The sequence below is a fragment of the Pseudarthrobacter sp. BIM B-2242 genome (genome assembly GCF_014764445.1).
GTDB lineage: Bacteria > Actinomycetota > Actinomycetes > Actinomycetales > Micrococcaceae > Arthrobacter > Arthrobacter luteus_A.
The window spans coordinates 2,176,430-2,193,604 of the sequence record NZ_CP061721.1 but is presented as its reverse complement, the minus strand read 5'-3'; the positions used below and the strand labels follow the sequence as shown (position 1 = coordinate 2,193,604).

15 protein-coding genes are annotated in these 17,175 nt (G+C 66.7%); 13 read left to right on the top strand and 2 right to left on the bottom strand.

Annotation, left to right across the window (positions count from 1 at the left end; translation table 11 throughout):
- Positions 1-67 precede the first annotated feature (67 nt).
- From pyrR to IDT60_RS09935, 13 genes are all read left to right on the top strand, one after another.
- The gene (gene pyrR, locus IDT60_RS09995; protein ID WP_191078983.1) at positions 68-655 is read left to right on the top strand and encodes a bifunctional pyr operon transcriptional regulator/uracil phosphoribosyltransferase PyrR; all 588 of its coding nucleotides are present in this window, start codon (positions 68-70) and stop codon (positions 653-655) included.
- Positions 652-1,692, top strand: a complete 1,041-nt coding sequence (locus IDT60_RS09990) for an aspartate carbamoyltransferase catalytic subunit (protein ID WP_223883677.1) — start codon at positions 652-654, stop codon at positions 1,690-1,692. The genes pyrR and IDT60_RS09990 overlap by 4 nt, the downstream gene beginning before the upstream one ends.
- A complete protein-coding gene (locus tag IDT60_RS09985) occupies positions 1,692-3,044 on the top strand; it encodes a dihydroorotase (protein ID WP_191078982.1) in 1,353 nt (450 codons plus the stop codon). Before IDT60_RS09990 ends, IDT60_RS09985 begins: the two co-directional genes overlap by 1 nt.
- Positions 3,044-3,574, top strand: a complete 531-nt coding sequence (locus IDT60_RS09980) for a hypothetical protein (protein WP_164199594.1) — start codon at positions 3,044-3,046, stop codon at positions 3,572-3,574. Before IDT60_RS09985 ends, IDT60_RS09980 begins: the two co-directional genes overlap by 1 nt.
- Entirely contained in the window at positions 3,555-4,814 is a 1,260-nt protein-coding gene (gene carA, locus IDT60_RS09975) for a glutamine-hydrolyzing carbamoyl-phosphate synthase small subunit (RefSeq protein ID WP_191081897.1), read from the top strand. Before IDT60_RS09980 ends, carA begins: the two co-directional genes overlap by 20 nt.
- Positions 4,814-8,158, top strand: a complete 3,345-nt coding sequence (carB, locus tag IDT60_RS09970) for a carbamoyl-phosphate synthase large subunit (RefSeq protein ID WP_191078981.1) — start codon at positions 4,814-4,816, stop codon at positions 8,156-8,158. Before carA ends, carB begins: the two co-directional genes overlap by 1 nt.
- Entirely contained in the window at positions 8,151-9,023 is an 873-nt protein-coding gene (gene pyrF / locus IDT60_RS09965; protein ID WP_191078980.1) for an orotidine-5'-phosphate decarboxylase, read from the top strand. Before carB ends, pyrF begins: the two co-directional genes overlap by 8 nt.
- A gap of 135 nt (positions 9,024-9,158) precedes the next feature.
- Positions 9,159-9,476 carry an integration host factor, actinobacterial type gene (gene mihF / locus IDT60_RS09960; protein WP_191078979.1) on the top strand — a complete coding sequence of 106 codons (318 nt, stop codon included), beginning with the start codon at positions 9,159-9,161 and terminating at the stop codon, positions 9,474-9,476.
- A gap of 45 nt (positions 9,477-9,521) precedes the next feature.
- Positions 9,522-10,097 carry a guanylate kinase gene (gene gmk, locus IDT60_RS09955; protein ID WP_164199601.1) on the top strand — a complete coding sequence of 192 codons (576 nt, stop codon included), beginning with the start codon at positions 9,522-9,524 and terminating at the stop codon, positions 10,095-10,097.
- Positions 10,098-10,133: 36 nt separating this feature from the next.
- On the top strand, positions 10,134-10,394 hold the full coding sequence (gene rpoZ, locus IDT60_RS09950; RefSeq protein ID WP_003800778.1) for a DNA-directed RNA polymerase subunit omega: 261 nt from the start codon (positions 10,134-10,136) through the stop codon (positions 10,392-10,394).
- Positions 10,395-10,421: 27 nt separating this feature from the next.
- Positions 10,422-11,669, top strand: a complete 1,248-nt coding sequence (gene coaBC / locus IDT60_RS09945) for a bifunctional phosphopantothenoylcysteine decarboxylase/phosphopantothenate--cysteine ligase CoaBC (RefSeq protein ID WP_191078978.1) — start codon at positions 10,422-10,424, stop codon at positions 11,667-11,669.
- A gap of 79 nt (positions 11,670-11,748) precedes the next feature.
- The gene (metK, locus tag IDT60_RS09940; RefSeq protein ID WP_164199605.1) at positions 11,749-12,984 is read left to right on the top strand and encodes a methionine adenosyltransferase; all 1,236 of its coding nucleotides are present in this window, start codon (positions 11,749-11,751) and stop codon (positions 12,982-12,984) included.
- An 11-nt stretch (positions 12,985-12,995) separates the two neighbouring features.
- Positions 12,996-15,161: a primosomal protein N' gene (locus tag IDT60_RS09935; protein WP_191081753.1), complete on the top strand. Its 2,166-nt coding sequence runs from the start codon at positions 12,996-12,998 to the stop codon at positions 15,159-15,161.
- Here the strand turns inward: IDT60_RS09935 and IDT60_RS09930 are convergent.
- Positions 15,158-16,249 (bottom strand): glycosyltransferase family 1 protein, encoded by a 1,092-nt coding sequence (locus IDT60_RS09930; protein WP_191081752.1) that lies wholly within the window; start codon positions 16,247-16,249, stop codon positions 15,158-15,160. The two genes, IDT60_RS09935 and IDT60_RS09930, sit on opposite strands and share 4 nt — an antisense overlap.
- The gene (locus IDT60_RS09925; protein ID WP_164199610.1) at positions 16,246-17,175 is read right to left on the bottom strand and encodes an alpha/beta fold hydrolase; all 930 of its coding nucleotides are present in this window, start codon (positions 17,173-17,175) and stop codon (positions 16,246-16,248) included. Before IDT60_RS09925 ends, IDT60_RS09930 begins: the two co-directional genes overlap by 4 nt.

Here is a 17,175-nt window from a genome sequence, read left to right as displayed (position 1 = left end):
TAATTTTGAACCGCACATGATCCTTTTTTAATTCCGTCCTGTGAGGCGGGGAAAGGGGAGACGAGCGTTGACTTCAGTCACAAGCGCACCGGTTCCAGCCAGGGTTGTCCTCAACCAGGCCGATATTGACCGTGCCCTTACTCGTATCGCCCACGAAATCCTCGAAGCCAACAAAGGCTCCAAGGACCTGGTCCTGCTGGGCATCCCGCGCCGCGGTTACCCGCTGGCACTTCGCCTGGCCCACAAAATCGCAGCAGCGGACCCCACCGTGGACGCCACGGCAATTGTTGGCCAACTCGATGTCACCATGTTCCGCGACGACCTCTCGCACCAGCCCACCAGGCCGCCGTACCCCACCCAGCTCCCGCGCACGGGAATCGATAACAAGGTTGTGGTGCTCATTGATGACGTCCTGTACTCAGGCCGCACCATCCGGGCCGCCCTGGACGCCATCATCGACCTGGGCCGTCCCAGGATTGTCAGGCTTGCCGTGCTGATCGACCGCGGCCACCGTGAACTTCCCATCCGGGCCGACCACGTGGGAAAGAACCTTCCCACCTCGTCCGCCGAGAAGGTACGGGTCCGGCTCGAGGAAACGGACACCGCCGCTGACGGTGCCAAGGTCAACGAAGTGGTCATTGAGGGCGGCGCGTGAAACACCTCCTCTCCACCGAAGACCTCAGCCTCACCAACGCCATCCGCATCCTCGACACCGCCGAAGAAATGGCAGCCGTAGGGGACCGCGAAGTCAAGAAGCTCCCGGCCCTGCGCGGTCGCACCGTGGTGAACCTCTTCTTCGAAGACTCCACCCGGACGCGGATCTCCTTCGAAGCGGCCGCCAAACGGCTCTCCGCTGACGTCATCAACTTCGCCGCCAAGGGCTCCTCCGTCTCCAAGGGCGAATCCCTCAAGGACACCGCCCAGACGCTGGCAGCAATGGGCGCGGACGCCGTCGTCATCCGTCACTGGGCCTCCGGCGCCCCGCACCGGCTCGCCGCGACCGACTGGATCGACGCCGCCGTGATCAATGCCGGCGACGGCACCCACGAACACCCCACCCAGGCCCTCCTGGACGCCTTCACCATGCGCCGCCACTGGGCCAGGCTGTCCGGCAACGGGTCCATCGGTGCGGACCTCAAGGGAATGCGCGTCGCCATCGCCGGCGACGTCCTGCATTCCCGCGTGGCGCGCTCCAATGTCTGGCTGCTCCGCACACTGGGTGCCAAGGTGACCCTCGTGGCGCCGCCCACCCTTCTGCCCATCGGCGTCGGGCACTGGCCCTGCAAAGTCAGCTACAACATGGACGAGACCCTCGAAAAGGGCGTGGACGCGGTGATGATGCTCCGGGTGCAGGGCGAGCGGATGAACGCCTCATTCTTCCCGTCCACCCGCGAATACTCCCGCCGCTGGGGCTTCGACGACAACAGGCTCCGGGCACTGGACAGCCTCGGGCTGAAGGACACCATCATCATGCATCCCGGCCCGATGAACCGCGGCCTGGAAATTTCAGCAGCGGCCGCCGATTCGCCCCGCTCCACCGTGCTCGCACAGGTGCGCAACGGCGTCTCGGTCCGCATGGCCGCCCTGTATCTGCTGCTCTCCGGGGACACCCGCGAACCAGCCACAGCGGGCGCAGCCCACATCGGCACAGCCCCCACCAACGCATACCGTTCCACAGAGAAGAGCAACTAATGGCAGACAACAACGGAACGTACCTGATCCGCGGTGCGGCCATCCTGGGCGGCGACGCCGAGGACCTGCTCATCCGTGACGGCGTGATCGCCGCCCGCGGCGCCGGCGCGGCCACGCACCCCGACGCGAAGGACGCCAACGTCATCGAAGCCGCCGGACTGGTAGCCCTGCCCGGCATGGTGGACGTGCACACCCACCTGCGCGAACCCGGCCGCGAAGACGCCGAAACAGTCGAGACCGGAACGCGCGCCGCAGCCCTGGGCGGCTTCACCGCCGTCCACGCCATGGCCAACAGCAACCCGGTGGCAGACACGGCCGGCGTGGTGGAGCAGGTCCACAGCCTGGGCCGCGCAGCCGGCTGGGTGGACGTCCGTCCGGTCGGTGCCGTGACCGTTGGCCTGGCGGGGGAGCAGCTCGCCGAACTTGGCGCCATGGCTGATTCCCGCGCGCAGGTACGGATGTTCTCTGACGACGGCATCTGCGTCCACGATCCGGTGCTGATGCGCCGCGCCCTGGAGTACGTCAAAGCGTTCGACGGCGTGGTGGCCCAGCATGCGCAGGAACCCCGCCTCACCGCCGGGGCACAGATGAACGAGGGCGCCGTCTCCGCAGTCCTGGGCCTCACCGGCTGGCCCGCAGTGGCAGAGGAAAGCATCATCGCCCGCGATGTCCTGCTGGCACAGCACGTGGACTCCCGCCTGCACGTCTGCCACGTCTCCACCGCCGGTTCCGTGGAGATCATCCGCTGGGCCAAGGAACGCGGCATCAACGTCACGGCCGAAGTCACCCCGCACCACCTGCTGCTGACCGATGACCTGGTCCGCAGCTACAACCCCGTCTACAAGGTCAACCCGCCGCTGCGCACGGACGCCGATGTGCAGGCCCTGCGCGCCGGCCTGGCTGACGGAACCATCGACGTGGTGGGCACCGACCACGCCCCGCACCCCAGCGAGCATAAGGAATGCGAGTGGGCGCAGGCCGCCATGGGCATGACCGGACTGGAAACTGCCCTGTCCGTCGTCCAGCACACCATGATCGAGACCGGCCTGATGACCTGGGCCGGCTTCGCCCGCGTGACCTCCAGCGCGGCCGCCAGGATTGGCCGGGTAGCGGACCAGGGCCGTCCGCTGGACGCCGGCGAGCCCGCCAACGTCATCCTGGTGGACCCCGCCGCACGCTGGACCGTTGACCCCGCCACCATGGCAACCATGGGCCGCAACTCCCCGTTTGCCGGCCTGGAGCTGCCGGGCAAGGTGGTGGCCACCTTCTACAAGGGCCACCCCACCGTGTTGGACGGCCGCCTCAACACCCCGTACCGGGAATCGGCGGCAGCTGCGGCAGGCGCCTCCTGATGGACACCCAAATGCTTACGCTGGTCAGCACCCTGGCGATCATCGCCGTTGTGCTGGTCATGATCGGGTTCGGCTGGCGTAACCGCCTCAGGCGGCAGGCCGACGTCGACCCCTTGCCCGAGGTGCCCCTGGAACCGGGCGTGCCAAGCGCCCGGGCCGAAGGCCAGTACGTTGCCTCCACCACCGCCGGTGACTGGCTTGACCGGATCGCCGTGCACAGCCTCGGCATCAGGACCAACGCCGTACTCAGCGTGTACTCCCACGGCGTGCTCCTGGACCGGTCCGGTGCCCCCGCCGTTTACATCCCGGCCGCGAGCCTGACCGGTGTCCGCCAGGAAAGCGGCATGGCCGGCAAGTTCGTGGAAAAGGAAGGCCTCCTGGTCCTGACCTGGGACCTCGGAACCCACACCCTTGACACCGGCTTCCGGACCCGCAGGGCCGCCGACAAAGAAGCCCTCCATGACTCCCTGCGGCAATTGATCGCCGCAGCCCGCCAGGAACATTCCCAGGATCCCCAGAGTGGAAAGTAAGACAGTGACAGAAACAGTGACAGCAAACCCAGCGGCTTCGGCTCCGTCCACCCCGGCGGTTTTCGTCCTGGAAGACGGCCGCATGTTCCGCGGCACCAGCTACGGCGCCCAAGGCACCGCCCTGGGCGAGGCCGTGTTCGCCACCGGCATGACCGGCTACCAGGAAACCATCACGGATCCGTCCTACGCCCGCCAGCTCGTAGTCCAGACGGCCCCGCACATTGGCAACACCGGCGTCAACAGTGACGACGCCGAATCGCGCCGGATCTGGGTGGCCGGCTACATCGTGCGCGACGCCGCCCGGCGCCCCTCCAACTGGCGCTCCGAACGGCCCCTGGACGAGGAACTCATTGAGCAGGGGATCGTGGGCATCCAGGGTGTGGACACCCGCGCCATCACCCGCCACCTGCGCGAGCACAAGACCATGCGCGCCGGCATCTTCTCCGGCGACGCAGCCAAGGTCGCGGACAAGGAACTCCTGGACGCGGTCCTGGCCAGTGCCCCGATGGAAGGTGCCCGCCTTGCCGAGGAAGTAAGCGTCGATGAGGCCTACGTTGTGGACCCCAAGGACCACGGCTGGGAAGGCGAGCCCGCCTTCAGCATCGCCGCGGTGGACCTGGGCATTAAATCCATGACCCCCGTCCGCTTCGCCGAGCGCGGCGTGCGTGTCCACGTCCTGCCCGCCACGGCCACCCTTGAGGACGTCAAGGCGGTCAACCCGGACGGCTTCTTTATGTCCAACGGTCCCGGCGACCCCGCCACCGCCGACCCGCAGGTCAAGCTGCTCCGCTCTGTCCTGGACGCGAGAATCCCATACTTCGGGATCTGCTTCGGCAACCAGATCCTTGGCCGCGCGCTCGGCTTCGGCACCTACAAGCTCCGCTACGGCCACCGCGGCATCAACCAGCCCGTGATGGACCGCCGCACCGGCAAGGTGGAGATCACCTCCCAGAACCATGGCTTCGCCGTCGATGCCCCGCTGGACGGCGCCACCCAGGCCCCTGAAGAGCGTTACGGCCGGGTTGAGGTCAGCCACATCAGCCTGAACGACGACGTCGTGGAAGGCCTCGCCTGCCTCGACATCCCCGCCTTCTCGGTCCAGTACCACCCCGAAGCCGCCGCCGGCCCGCACGACGCCGCCTACCTGTTCGACCGCTTTATCGACCTGATGGCGGAAACCAAAGCAAAAACCGACGGCGCAAAGAACACCACCGACTCCAAGACTGAGGACAAGAAGTAATGCCGAAACGTACAGATCTCAAGAGCGTCCTCGTCATTGGTTCCGGCCCCATCGTCATTGGCCAGGCCGCTGAGTTCGATTACTCCGGCACCCAGGCACTGCGTGTCCTGAAAGAGGAGGGCCTCCGGGTCATCCTGGTGAACTCCAACCCGGCCACCATCATGACGGACCCCGAGTTTGCCGACGCCACGTACATCGAGCCCATCACCCCCGAGGTGGTGGAGAAGATCATCGCCAAGGAACGGCCGGACGCCATCCTGCCCACCCTGGGTGGCCAGACCGCGCTGAACACCGCCATCGCGCTGGACAAGAACGGTGTGCTGGAAAAGTACAACGTGGAGCTCATCGGCGCCAACATCGCCGCCATCGAGCTCGGGGAGGACCGCGAAAAGTTCAAGGGCGTGGTGGAACGCTGCGGCGCCGAATCGGCCCGCAGCCACATCATCCACACCATCGACGAGGCACTCAAGGCGGCCGAGGACCTCGGCTACCCCATGGTGGTCCGTCCCTCCTTCACCATGGGCGGCCTCGGCTCCGGCCTGGCCTATGACGAAGGCGACCTCCGCCGGATCGTCGGCCAGGGCCTGCAGTACAGCCCCACGTCCGAGGTGCTGCTCGAAGAGAGCATCCTCGGCTGGAAGGAGTACGAGCTCGAGATGATGCGGGACAAGAACGACAACGTGGTGGTTGTCTGTTCCATCGAGAACTTCGATCCCGTAGGCGTCCACACCGGCGACTCCATCACCGTGGCCCCCGCGCTGACCCTCACCGACCGCGAATACCAGCGGCTGCGTGACATCTCCATCGCCGTCATCCGCGAAGTGGGCGTAGACACCGGCGGCTGCAACATCCAGTTCGCCGTCGAGCCCGACACCGGCCGTGTTGTGGTCATCGAAATGAACCCGCGCGTTTCCCGCTCCTCTGCGCTGGCCTCGAAGGCCACGGGGTTTGCGATTGCCAAGATCGCCACCAAGCTCTCCCTCGGCTACACGCTGGATGAGATCCCGAACGACATCACTCAGAAGACCCCCGCGTCCTTCGAGCCCACCCTGGACTACGTCGTGGTCAAGGTCCCGCGTTTCGCCTTCGAGAAGTTCCCGGCGGCAGACGACACCCTGACAACCACCATGAAGTCGGTCGGCGAAGCGATGGCCATGGGCCGCAACTTCACCGAAGCCCTGCAGAAGGCACTGCGCTCCCTCGAACAGAAGGGCTCGCAGCTGGACTTCAGCTCCGTCCCCGAATGGGAAGTCCCTGAGCTCATCGAGAAGGCCAAGCGCCCCACCACGGAGCGCCTCCACCAGGTCCAGCGCGCCATGCTGGGCGGTGCCACTGTGGAACAGCTCTTCGAAGCCACCAAGATCGATCCCTGGTACCTGGACCAGCTGCAGCTGCTCAACGAAATCTCGCACGAGATCCGCAAGGCCGGGGCCCTGACCGTGGAGATGCTCCAGCGCGCCAAGCGCCACGGCTTCTCGGACGAGCAGATCGGTGCCCTGACGCACAACTCCGAAGCCGTGGTCCGCGGTGTCCGCCAGGCCCTCGGCATCCGCCCGGTCTACAAGACTGTGGACACCTGCGCCGCCGAGTTCGCCGCGTACACCCCGTACCACTACTCGTCCTACGACGAGGAGGACGAGATTGCGCTGCACTCCAAGCCCTCCATCCTGATCCTGGGCTCCGGGCCCAACCGCATCGGGCAGGGCATCGAGTTCGACTACTCCTGCGTGCACGCCTCCATGGCGCTGCGCAAGGCCGGCTACGAGACCGTGATGGTTAACTGCAACCCGGAGACCGTCTCCACCGACTACGACGTCTCCACCCGCCTGTACTTCGAGCCGCTGACGCTAGAAGACGTCCTGGAGGTCATCGCCGCCGAAGAGCGCACCGGCGGCGTGATGGGCGTGTTTGTCCAGCTGGGCGGCCAGACCCCGCTGAAGCTGGCGCAGCAGCTTGCCGACGCCGGCGTCCCCATCCTGGGCACGTCCCCGGAAGCGATCGACCTCGCCGAGCACCGCGGCGAATTCTCCCGCGTCCTGGACAACGCCGGCCTGATTGCTCCGAAGAACGGCACCGCCGTGTCCTTCGAAGACGCCAAGAAGATCGCCGACGAAATCGGCTACCCGGTCCTGGTCCGTCCGTCCTACGTTCTTGGCGGCCGCGGCATGGAGATCGTCTACGACGAGCCCAACCTCTCCCGCTACATCGCGAACGCCACCGAAATCACCCCGGACCACCCGGTCCTGATCGACCGGTTCCTGGAAGACGCCGTCGAAATCGACGTCGACGCACTCTTCGACGGCACGGACATGTACCTCGGCGGCATCATGGAGCACATCGAGGAAGCCGGTATCCACTCCGGTGACTCCGCCTGCGTGCTGCCCCCGATCACCTTGGGCAACAACGTGATCGAGCGTGTCCGGACGGCAACCCGCGCCATCGCCGAGGGTGTGGGCGTGCGTGGCCTGATCAACATCCAGTTCGCGCTGGCCTCGGACGTGCTCTACGTCCTGGAAGCGAACCCGCGTGCTTCCCGGACCGTGCCGTTCGTCTCCAAGGCCACCGGCGTACAGATGGCCAAGGCCGCTGCCCTGATCGGCACCGGCGTCACCATCAACCAGCTGCGCACCGCGTACAAGATGCTGCCGGAGACCGGCGACGGCTCCACACTGCCGCTGGACGCTCCCGTCTCGGTCAAGGAAGCCGTGCTGCCGTTCAGCCGCTTCCGCACGCCTGAGGGCAAGGTGGTGGATTCGCTGCTCGGCCCTGAGATGCGTTCCACCGGTGAAGTCATGGGCATCGACAAGCACTTCGACACCGCTTTCGCCAAGAGCCAGGCAGCCGCAAACAACGCGCTGCCCACTGAGGGCAAGATCTTTGTCTCCGTGGCCAACCGGGACAAGCGTGCGGTCATCATGGCCATCAAGCGACTTTCGGATCTTGGCTTCGAGATTGTCTCCACCGGCGGCACCGCCGATGTCCTGCGCCGCAACGGCATCCAGGCCAGCACGGTCCGCAAGGTCGCCGAAGGCAGCAGCGCCGAAGGCGAGGGCACCATCGCGGACCTGGTGATCGCCGGCGAGATCGACATGGTGTTCAACACGCCCTCCGGCGGGGAAGCACGCAGCGACGGCTATGCCCTGCGCGCCGCGGCGACGTCCATCGGCATTCCCTGCATCACCACGGTGGCCGAGATCAACGCAGCGGTGCAGGCCATCGAGGCCATGCGCACGTACGAGTGGTCAGTGACCAGCCTTCAGGAGCACGCGGCCGCGCTGATCGCGTCCACGGCCGCTGCGCAGTCCGCCGCACAGTCCGCTGCGCAGGTAACGCAGAATGCCTGAGCACGGCTTCACACCGGCAGCTGCCCCCGGCCGGGAGTCCTTCGGCTCCCGGCTGGGGGCAGCCATGGCTGCCCGCGGCCCGCTCTGTGTGGGCATTGACCCGCACCCCGCACTGCTGAAGAGCTGGGGACTGGACGACGACGCCGCCGGGCTGCGGCGGTTTTCGCTGACCGTCCTGGAGGCGGTGGGTTCGCTCGCTGCCGCGGTCAAGCCGCAGGTGGCGCTCTACGAGCGCCACGGATCCGCCGGGATGGCCGTCCTTGAGGAACTCCTTGCCGAGGCCCGGGACGCATCGGTGCTCACCATTGCCGACGCCAAGCGCGGAGACATTGGCTCCACGATGGCCGCCTACGCGGATGCGTGGCTCCGGGACAGCTCGCCGCTGGCCGCCGACTCGGTGACACTCAGCCCGTACCTGGGCTTTGAGTCACTCCGCCCGGCCCTGGACCTGGCAGCGGAGTCCGGCCGGGGTGTGTTTGTCCTGGCCTTGACCTCCAACCCGGAGGGCGCCTCCGTCCAGCACGTTGGCGGCAGCGATTCCGTGGCGCGCCGGATCACGGAAGCGGCCGCAGCAGAAAACGGCCGGTACGAAGGGTCCCTGGGCTCGGTGGGACTGGTAGTTGGCGCAACAGTGGGCTCTGCATTGACTGACCTGCATTTGGACCTGGAAGCCGTCCGCGGCCCCATCCTGGCGCCGGGGCTGGGCGCACAGGGGGCAACCCCGGCCGACCTTCGCCGAACGTTCGGCGCTGCGTACCCGCAGGTACTGGGAACATCGAGCCGGGACATCCTGGCCGCCGGTCCCGGTGTCCGGGGCCTCCAGAGTGCGGCGCGGCGGACCCTGGATGGGCTTCGCGCGGGCTGACCTGCGGTTGTGCTGCTTGACGCCCTCCCCGTTATTGCCGTGGTCCATTGATTCAAAGGGCACCAAAGGGTAGTTTCAGGACATGTCCAACGGCGGCCGCCTTGGACGCATCTGAACTCCCCGGGGGTGTCCGCCATGAGCCTGCGACCCTTATCCGCGTCAGAACGCGCTGATGCCTTGCAGAAGGCTGCTGCGGCCCGGGCAGCCCGTGCCGCAGTCAAGGAGCGGCTCAAGAACGGCGAGACCTCAGCGGCGGACATCATCAGCTCGGCAGCCACGGACGATGCCCTGGCCCGGATGCGGGTGGCCGAACTGTTGGAGGCCCTGCCCGGCATCGGCAAAGTCAGGGCAGCGGCAATCATGGAACAGCTGGGGATCGCGGCGTCCCGGCGGGTCCGGGGCCTGGGCATCCACCAACGCCAGGCGCTGGTAGATTTTATAGACGAGAAGTAGGGCGAACCACTCTTCGCCGATTCATACACCGCCGCAAAGGAATACGTGAGCAAGAAACCGGGACTGACAGTCCTCGCTGGTCCGACGGCTGTTGGCAAAGGCACCGTGTCCACCTACATCCGGGATAACTACCCCGAAGTCTGGCTTTCCGTATCAGCCACCACGCGCGCTCCGCGCCCCGGTGAGCAGGACGGGGTCCATTACTTCTTCAAGTCCAAGGAAGAGTTTGAAGCCCTCGTGGCGGCGGGCGAACTGCTGGAGTGGGCCGTGGTCCACGGCGAGAACACGTACGGCACACTCAAGAGCACGGTGAACCAGGCCATTGCGGATGGAAAGTCCGTGCTGCTGGAAATAGACCTGCAAGGTGCCCGCCAGGTCAAAGCGGCCGTTCCGGACGCGCAGTTCGTCTTCCTGGCGCCACCCACGTGGGATGAAATGGTGCGCCGGCTTGTGGGCCGCGGCACCGAAAGTGCCGACGAGCAGCAGCGACGCCTGGAAACCGCTAAACTGGAACTTGCCGCTGAGCCGGAGTTTGACTACACCGTTATTAACGATGACATTCGCCGGGCAGCGGACGAGCTTGTTTCACTCATGGGGCTGACCCCGCACCCGCACCAGTAGCCGGTCCGGGCCAGCCCGTTAGAATTTGGAGAATTCGTGTCCACGAACCTTGAAGGCATCATCAACCCGCCGATCGACTCACTGCTGGAGGCAGCTGATTCCAAGTACGGCCTGGTGATCTTCGGCGCCAAGCGTGCACGTCAGATCAACGCTTACTACGCGCAGCTGCACGAGGGCCTGTTCGAGTACGTTGGCCCCCTGGTCGACACCAAGCTGAACGAGAAGTCGCTGTCCATCGCCCTGCGCGAGATCAACGAAGGCAAGCTCGTTTCCACGCCGATCGAAGCTGCAGAGTAAGCAAGACTGCCTGTTGACGGAGGTCACGTGCGCATAGTCCTCGGAGTCGGGGGAGGGATTGCGGCCTACAAGGTCGCATCGCTCCTCCGGCTTTTTACTGAAGCCGGCCACAACGTCACGGTGATTCCCACCGAGGCGGCCACCCGCTTTGTGGGTGTCGCAACGTGGGAGGCTCTGTCCGGCAACCCGGTCAGCAATAGCGTCTTCGACGACGTCCACCAGGTCAACCACGTCCGGCTCGGCCATGAAGCGGACCTGATCGTGGTGGCACCGGCAACGGCTGACCTGCTGGCCCGCGCTGCAACCGGGCAGGCCAATGACCTCCTCACCAACACGCTCCTCATGGCGGGCGGACCAGTCCTTTTCGCGCCGGCAATGCATACCGAAATGTGGCAGCACGCCGCCACCCGCGCCAACGTTGAAACCCTGCGGAGCAGGGGCGTCGCCGTCCTGGAACCGGCCAGCGGCCGGCTCACCGGTACGGATTCCGGTCCCGGCCGCCTGCCCGAGCCGGAGGCCATCTTCGACGCCGCCATGGCCCTTGCCCATGGCCAGGCCGATTACCAGCTGCCACTGGCGGGCAGGACAGTGACCATCAGCGCCGGCGGCACCAGGGAACCCCTGGATCCTGTCCGGTTCCTCGGCAACCGCTCCTCAGGCAAGCAGGGCGTCGCACTGGCCGTAGCGGCCCGCAACGCCGGTGCCACCGTGCGGCTCATCGCCGCCCACATGGATGTACCGGCCCCGGCCGGCGTCGACGTGATCAGGGTCGAAACGGCCCTGCAGCTTCGCGAAGCCGCGCTGGCAGCGGCTGCCGGTTCCGACGTCGTAATCATGGCTGCCGCGGTGGCGGACTTCCGCCCGGCGGAGATCTCCGGCACAAAAATCAAAAAACGCGATGACACTGCGGACCCGGTCATTACCTTGGTCCGCAACCCGGACATCCTGCAGGAGCTGGTGGAGGCGCGCAACGCCCCGGAAAACCAGGCAGCCCGGCGCAGCCAGCTGATTGTGGGTTTTGCGGCGGAAACCGGTGACGGGCAGGGAGATGTCCTGGCCTATGCCGAGGCGAAGCTGAAGCGTAAAGGCTGTGACCTCCTGGTGGTCAACCATGTGGGCACAGACAAGGTTTTTGGCCAGGACACCAACTCGGTAGTCATCCTTGCCCGCTCGGGCGCCGAAGCACAACAGGCGGCCGGCTCCAAAGCGGAGGTCTCGGCCGCCGTGATCGCGAGGGTCAGCCAGGAGCTGGCCCACGTTTCACCCCGCGCCTGACCGGACAGCCATGCCACGTTTCCTTAGCACGGGGACACACGCCGCCGGACGCCCGGTTCCCAACCAGTAAGGTAGTTGAGTGACTTTACCGCTGCACATTCCCCACACCCACGGGGCCACGCCCTCCGCCCTCCGGCTCTTCACGTCCGAGTCCGTGACCGAGGGCCATCCGGACAAGATCTGCGATCAGATCAGTGACGCCATCCTCGACGCCCTGCTGGCCGCCGATCCCGAGTCGCGCGTTGCCGTCGAGACCATGGCCACCACCGGCCTGGTCCATGTTGCCGGTGAGGTTACCACCGACGCCTACGTCGAAATTCCGCAGATTGTCCGCGAGACCATCCTCGGCATCGGCTACGATTCCTCGGCGAACGGCTTCGACGGCGCCCGGTGCGGTGTCTCCGTGTCCATCGGCCAGCAGTCCAACGACATCGCAGGCGGCGTCTTCAACTCCCTTGAAGCCCGCGAAGGCCGCCAGGAGGACGACTACGACCTCCAGGGCGCCGGCGACCAGGGCCTGATGTTCGGGTACGCAAGCGACGAAACCCCCTCGTACATGCCGACGCCGATCTGGCTGGCGCACCGCCTCTCCGAACGCCTCACCGAAGTGCGCAAGTCCGGTGAACTGTCCTACCTCCGTCCCGACGGCAAGACCCAGGTCACCGTCGGCTACGACAAAGACGTGCCTGTCTCCGTTGAGACGGTTGTCATTTCCAGCCAGCATGCCGAAGGCACCAGCCTGGACAGGCTGCGCGCCGACCTCGCCTCGTTCGTGATTGCGCCCGTGCTGGCCGCCGCCAACCTGGACATCTCCCGGGCAGCCAACATCCTCAACCCGGCCGGCGAGTTTGTCATCGGCGGACCCGTGGGTGACGCGGGGCTGACCGGCCGCAAGATCATCGTGGACACCTACGGCGGCATGGCCCGCCATGGCGGTGGCGCCTTCTCCGGCAAGGACCCGTCGAAGGTGGACCGTTCCGCGGCCTACGCGATGCGGTGGGTTGCGAAAAACGTGGTGGCTGCCGGCCTGGCCAAGCGCGCCGAGATCCAGATCGCCTACGCGATCGGCCAGGCCCGCCCGGTGGGTACCTATGTGGAGACCTTCGGTACGGAAACTGTGGACCCCGCACGGATCAGTGCTGCCATCGCGGAAATCTTCGACCTCCGCCCGCGCGCCATCATCGACGCTTTGGACCTCAAGCGCCCCATCTACGCCAAGACTGCCGCCCACGGCCACTTCGGCCGCGACGATCCCGATTTCACCTGGGAGCGGCTGGACCGCGTGGACGACCTGAAGGCCTTCTTTAACGCGTAGGCTGCGCTGTTATGGCCTCTCGTGAGACTGCCCTTCCCGGCTTAGCCCAGCCGTCGCTGCTGCAGGGGTTTCCGTCCGCCGCCCGATCGGACGGACCCCTGCTGGCCGCGCACCTTCCGGTTGCCAGGGTCATCGTCGAGACGCCCCTGCCGCACCTTGACCGGCCGTTTGACTACAGTGTGCCCGCCGACCTCGATCAGGCTGCGCAGGCGGGTGTCCGCGTCAAGGTCCGGTTCAGTGGCCAGGAACTCAGCGGCTTCATTATTGAACGCACCGCAGAGTCCGACGCCGGCCACACCCTGGTGCCGCTGCAGAAAGTGATTTCCCCGGTCGCCGTCCTCACGCCCGCCGTACGGGATCTGGTGTCCGCTGTTGCGGCCCGGTACGCCGGAACGGTCAGCGACGTCCTGCGCGTTGCCGTGCCGCCGAGGATGGCACGGCTGGAGAAGGACTTCCTCGCCGGTGCTGCGCCGTACGGTGCCGTGCCTTACGGCGCTGCGGAAAACGCATCCGAAGCAACCGCCGCACCGGAAGCATCAGCAGTATCCGCTGGCCCCGCCGCCGATGCCCCGCCCGCCACTGGCTGGACGGGCTACCGCAACGGGCCCGCCTTTGTCCGCCACCTGCGGGAGGGCGGATCCCCGCGGGCAGTCTTCAACCCTCTCCAGGGGTACGGTCCCGGCGCCTGGCCGCGGCTGATCGCGGAGGCAGTGGCCGCGGTGCGTGCCTCCGGCCGCGGCGCCGTGGTGGTGGTGCCCGACTACCGCGATCTCAACCAACTCGAACAGGCACTCCTCGAGGTGCTGCCCGAAACTGACATCGCGCGCCTGACCGCAGACGACGGACCAACTCCCCGCTACCGGAATTTCCTGCGCCTGCTGGCCGGATCCGCGCGGGTGGCTATCGGAACCCGGTCCGCAGCGTTCGCTCCCGTCCGGGACCTCGGCCTTGTGGCCTGCTGGGATGACGGCAACGACCTGCACATTGAACAGCGGGCCCCGTACGCCCACGCCCGGGAGGTACTCCTGCTGCGCGCTGACCAGGACGGCACGGCCTGCCTGATGGCAGGTCACGCACGGAGCACCGAACTGCAGCGGCTGGTGGAGGCTGGATGGGCAATGCCCGTCGAGGCGGAGCGGACCATCGTCCGCCGGACGGTTCCGCGCGTCCTGAACACCGCCGACAGTTTTGAACAGGAACGCGACCCGCTGGCCCTTGTGGCGCGTCTTCCCGGCGCCGCCTGGCGGGCCGCCAAGGACGGCCTGGAACGCGGGCCGGTGCTGGTCCAGGTGGCCAGGGCCGGCTATGCGCCCTCGCTGGTGTGTGAGACGTGCCGCGAGCCTTCGCGCTGCCAGTCCTGCCAAGGGCCACTGGCCCTGGCCGGCGCCACTGGGAGCTCGGCCATCCCGCAGTGCCGCTGGTGTTCAACCCCGGCTCCGGCCTGGCAGTGCCCGCACTGCTCGGGGCGCAGGCTGCGAAAAGGCGCTACCGGAGTCCTGCGGACCGCCGAGGAACTGGGCCGTGCGTTCCCGGGAAAGCCTGTCATCACATCCTCCGGCGACCATGTCAAGGCCGCTGTCGGCAGCGCCGGTGCGCTGGTGGTGGCCACCGTAGGAGCCGAGCCCGTCGCCGAGGGCGGCTACGCTGCTGCGCTGCTGCTCGACGGCGACTCGCTGCTGCGCCGGGAGAACCTCCGGGCCGGCGAGGACACCGTCCGCCGCTGGTTCAACGCCGCAGCGCTGGTCCGTCCGGCATCCGACGGTGGCCTGGTGGTCATCACGGCAACGGAGAGCGCAGCCGTGGGTGCGCTGCTGCGGTGGGACCCGGCCGGGTACGCCAGGCGTGAGCTAGAGCTCCGGATGGAACTCCAGCTGCCGCCTGCTGTCCGGATTGCTTCCGTAACGGGCCCGCGGACCGCCGTCGCGCATTTCACTGCGGCGGTGCAAAAGCAGCTGGCCGGGTCCGGCGTGACGCTGCGGAGTGTCGGTCCGGCACCGGTGATCCTCGTCGGCCCTGCGGCGGCTCTGCAGGGTGACGACGTCCGCACCCTGCTGTTCTTTCCCTACGGCCAGGCCGGGACGGTAACGCGTGTACTGCGCGCCACAAAGGCTGCCGCGGCCGCCAAGAGGAGCGACGAACCGGTGCAGGTCCGGCTCGACGGCGTGGACGTCCTTTAGCGCGGAAGCTTGCGGGGTGAACGGGTGGCCACAATGTCGTGGGCCACGTCAACGAGCTGACGGGCCGACTCGTCCCAGCTGAACTCCGCCGCGCGGGCCACGGAACGGCGTGACACGTCCTGCCAGTGCTCTTCATCCCGCAGGGTCTTGACGGCGGCTGCGAAGTCCGTGGCGGAGCCGGGCTCAACGTAGGAGGCCGCGTCGCCGCCGACTTCCCGAAAAATCGGGATATCGCTGGCGATCACGGGTGTGCCCAAGGACATGGCCTCCACCAGGGGCAGCCCGTACCCTTCGGCGCGGGAGAGGCTCACCAAGGCGGTGGCGCGCTTGAGCAGGACAGCGTATTCGTCGTCAGTAACACCGTTGTGGAAGACCACCTTGGCGCCGGCGGGAACCATGATTTCCAGCTGGGCCCGCCGTTCAGGCGTGATCCTGCTCAGCAGGTGCAGGGTGAAGTCGGGCAGTCCGGCCATGCCGGCCACCATGGTCTCCACGTTTTTGTAGGGCATAAACGAACCCATGTACACGAGCGAATGGTCCGCCCCGGCCGCAGGATCACGAGGGTCCTGCGCTGGCTGGGGAGCATTGCTGATGATCCGCACGGGCCGCTTCGTCAGCCGGTATTTGGTCATCAGCGCTTCAGTGGTGCGGCTGATGGTGGCCACGGTGTCTGCGCGGTTAAGCAGGAGGCGCTGGGGCCAGAAGGCCTTGTGGTACAGCCGCCACAGCACCCGCACCGGTGCCGGAAGGAAGCCCGGGGGAGCGGGGTGCTCATAGTAGATGAGGTCGTGCAGGGTCAGCACCAGGCCGTACCGGCGTCCCCAGCTGCCCATGGTCTGCATGGGGCAGACCACCACATCCGCGCCGAGGGGATTGATTTTGCGTGCCACAAACAGCTCCAGCGGAGACAGCGGGCTGTTGATCAGCGTGTACGGAACGTCGGGGAGCAGGGGCAGCTGCCGCGTATCGCTGATCAGCATGGAGACGTCGGCAAGCTTGGCCGCCGCGGCAATCAGGCTGGCCCCGTAGCGGCTGATGCCGTCGTGGTGGTCAAGCCTGGTGAACCGTGCATCGATGACAATCTTCACGCGGGGTGGTCCTTAAGGAAGCTGCGGATGAAACCGGCGGCCGGTCCCGGCGTCTCGTAGTGAATGAGATGGCCGACGCCGGGAATGACTTTGAGGACCCCGTCCGGGAGGAGCGTGGCAAGGTGGTGCTGGTCCGGGAGGGTGGCAATTTCGTCTTTTTCCCCGGCCACCAGCAGGACGGGCAGCGTGAGCTTCGCTGCGACTTCAGCGACGTGGCCGCTGACAGAGGCCGTAAATGACTCAAGCAGGCTGTCCCGGTCCGCAAATGCGCTGAAGTAGGAGTGGTGCTGGCCATGGATGAACCGGCGCAGGTCCTTGTCGCCGGTCTTGGCCATGGCCTCGCTCATGACCCGGACAATCAGCGGGCTGCGCAGCAGCGCCAGCCCCAGTGTGCGGGGCAGGCGGGCAGCCAGCCGGTAATAGAGCACGGCGAGCTTGGTCATGATGCCCTTGGGGCCTTCCAGGGCCGGCGCGGCGATTGGATTGATGAGGATCAGCGGCGTGACCGTCCCGGGATGGGCAGCCACGAAGTGGGCGGCGACGATTGAGCCAAAGGAATGCCCCAGCAGGACGGTTTCGGGTCCCAGCCCCAGTGCAGCCATGAACCTGCTGATGAACGCGCCGTACTGTTCCACCGAATGTTCAACGGCCGCGAACGCGGCGGAGCTGCCGAAGCCCGGAAGGTCGGGCATGATGATGCGCATTTCCGGCAGCCGGTCAGCCACGCGGAGCAGGCCGTGGTGGTCGCCACGGAATCCATGGATGACAAGGATGGTGCGGGTGTCGTCGGTGGCCTGCACTGGTTCGTAGGTCCAGTAGGCCACGGTGCTGCCGTTAAGTTCGATCTCGGCGGCCCGGGTCCGGGCTGCCAGCCCGGCACTGAAGTAGGACGGCGCGTCGGATGGCCGGTGGGCAGTTGTTTTCAT

Bases quoted from the DNA above. Each gene is read 5' to 3' on its own strand.
- IDT60_RS09925 (WP_164199610.1), bottom strand. From the start codon at position 17,175: ATGAAAACAACTGCCCACCGGCCATCCGACGCGCCGTCCTACTTCAGT.
- IDT60_RS09980 (WP_164199594.1), top strand. From the start codon at position 3,044: ATGGACACCCAAATGCTTACGCTGGTCAGCACCCTGGCGATCATCGCC.
- pyrF (WP_191078980.1), top strand. From the start codon at position 8,151: ATGCCTGAGCACGGCTTCACACCGGCAGCTGCCCCCGGCCGGGAGTCC.
- carB (WP_191078981.1), top strand. From the start codon at position 4,814: ATGCCGAAACGTACAGATCTCAAGAGCGTCCTCGTCATTGGTTCCGGC.
- IDT60_RS09935 (WP_191081753.1), top strand. From the start codon at position 12,996: ATGGCCTCTCGTGAGACTGCCCTTCCCGGCTTAGCCCAGCCGTCGCTG.
- IDT60_RS09985 (WP_191078982.1), top strand. From the start codon at position 1,692: ATGGCAGACAACAACGGAACGTACCTGATCCGCGGTGCGGCCATCCTG.
- mihF (WP_191078979.1), top strand. From the start codon at position 9,159: ATGAGCCTGCGACCCTTATCCGCGTCAGAACGCGCTGATGCCTTGCAG.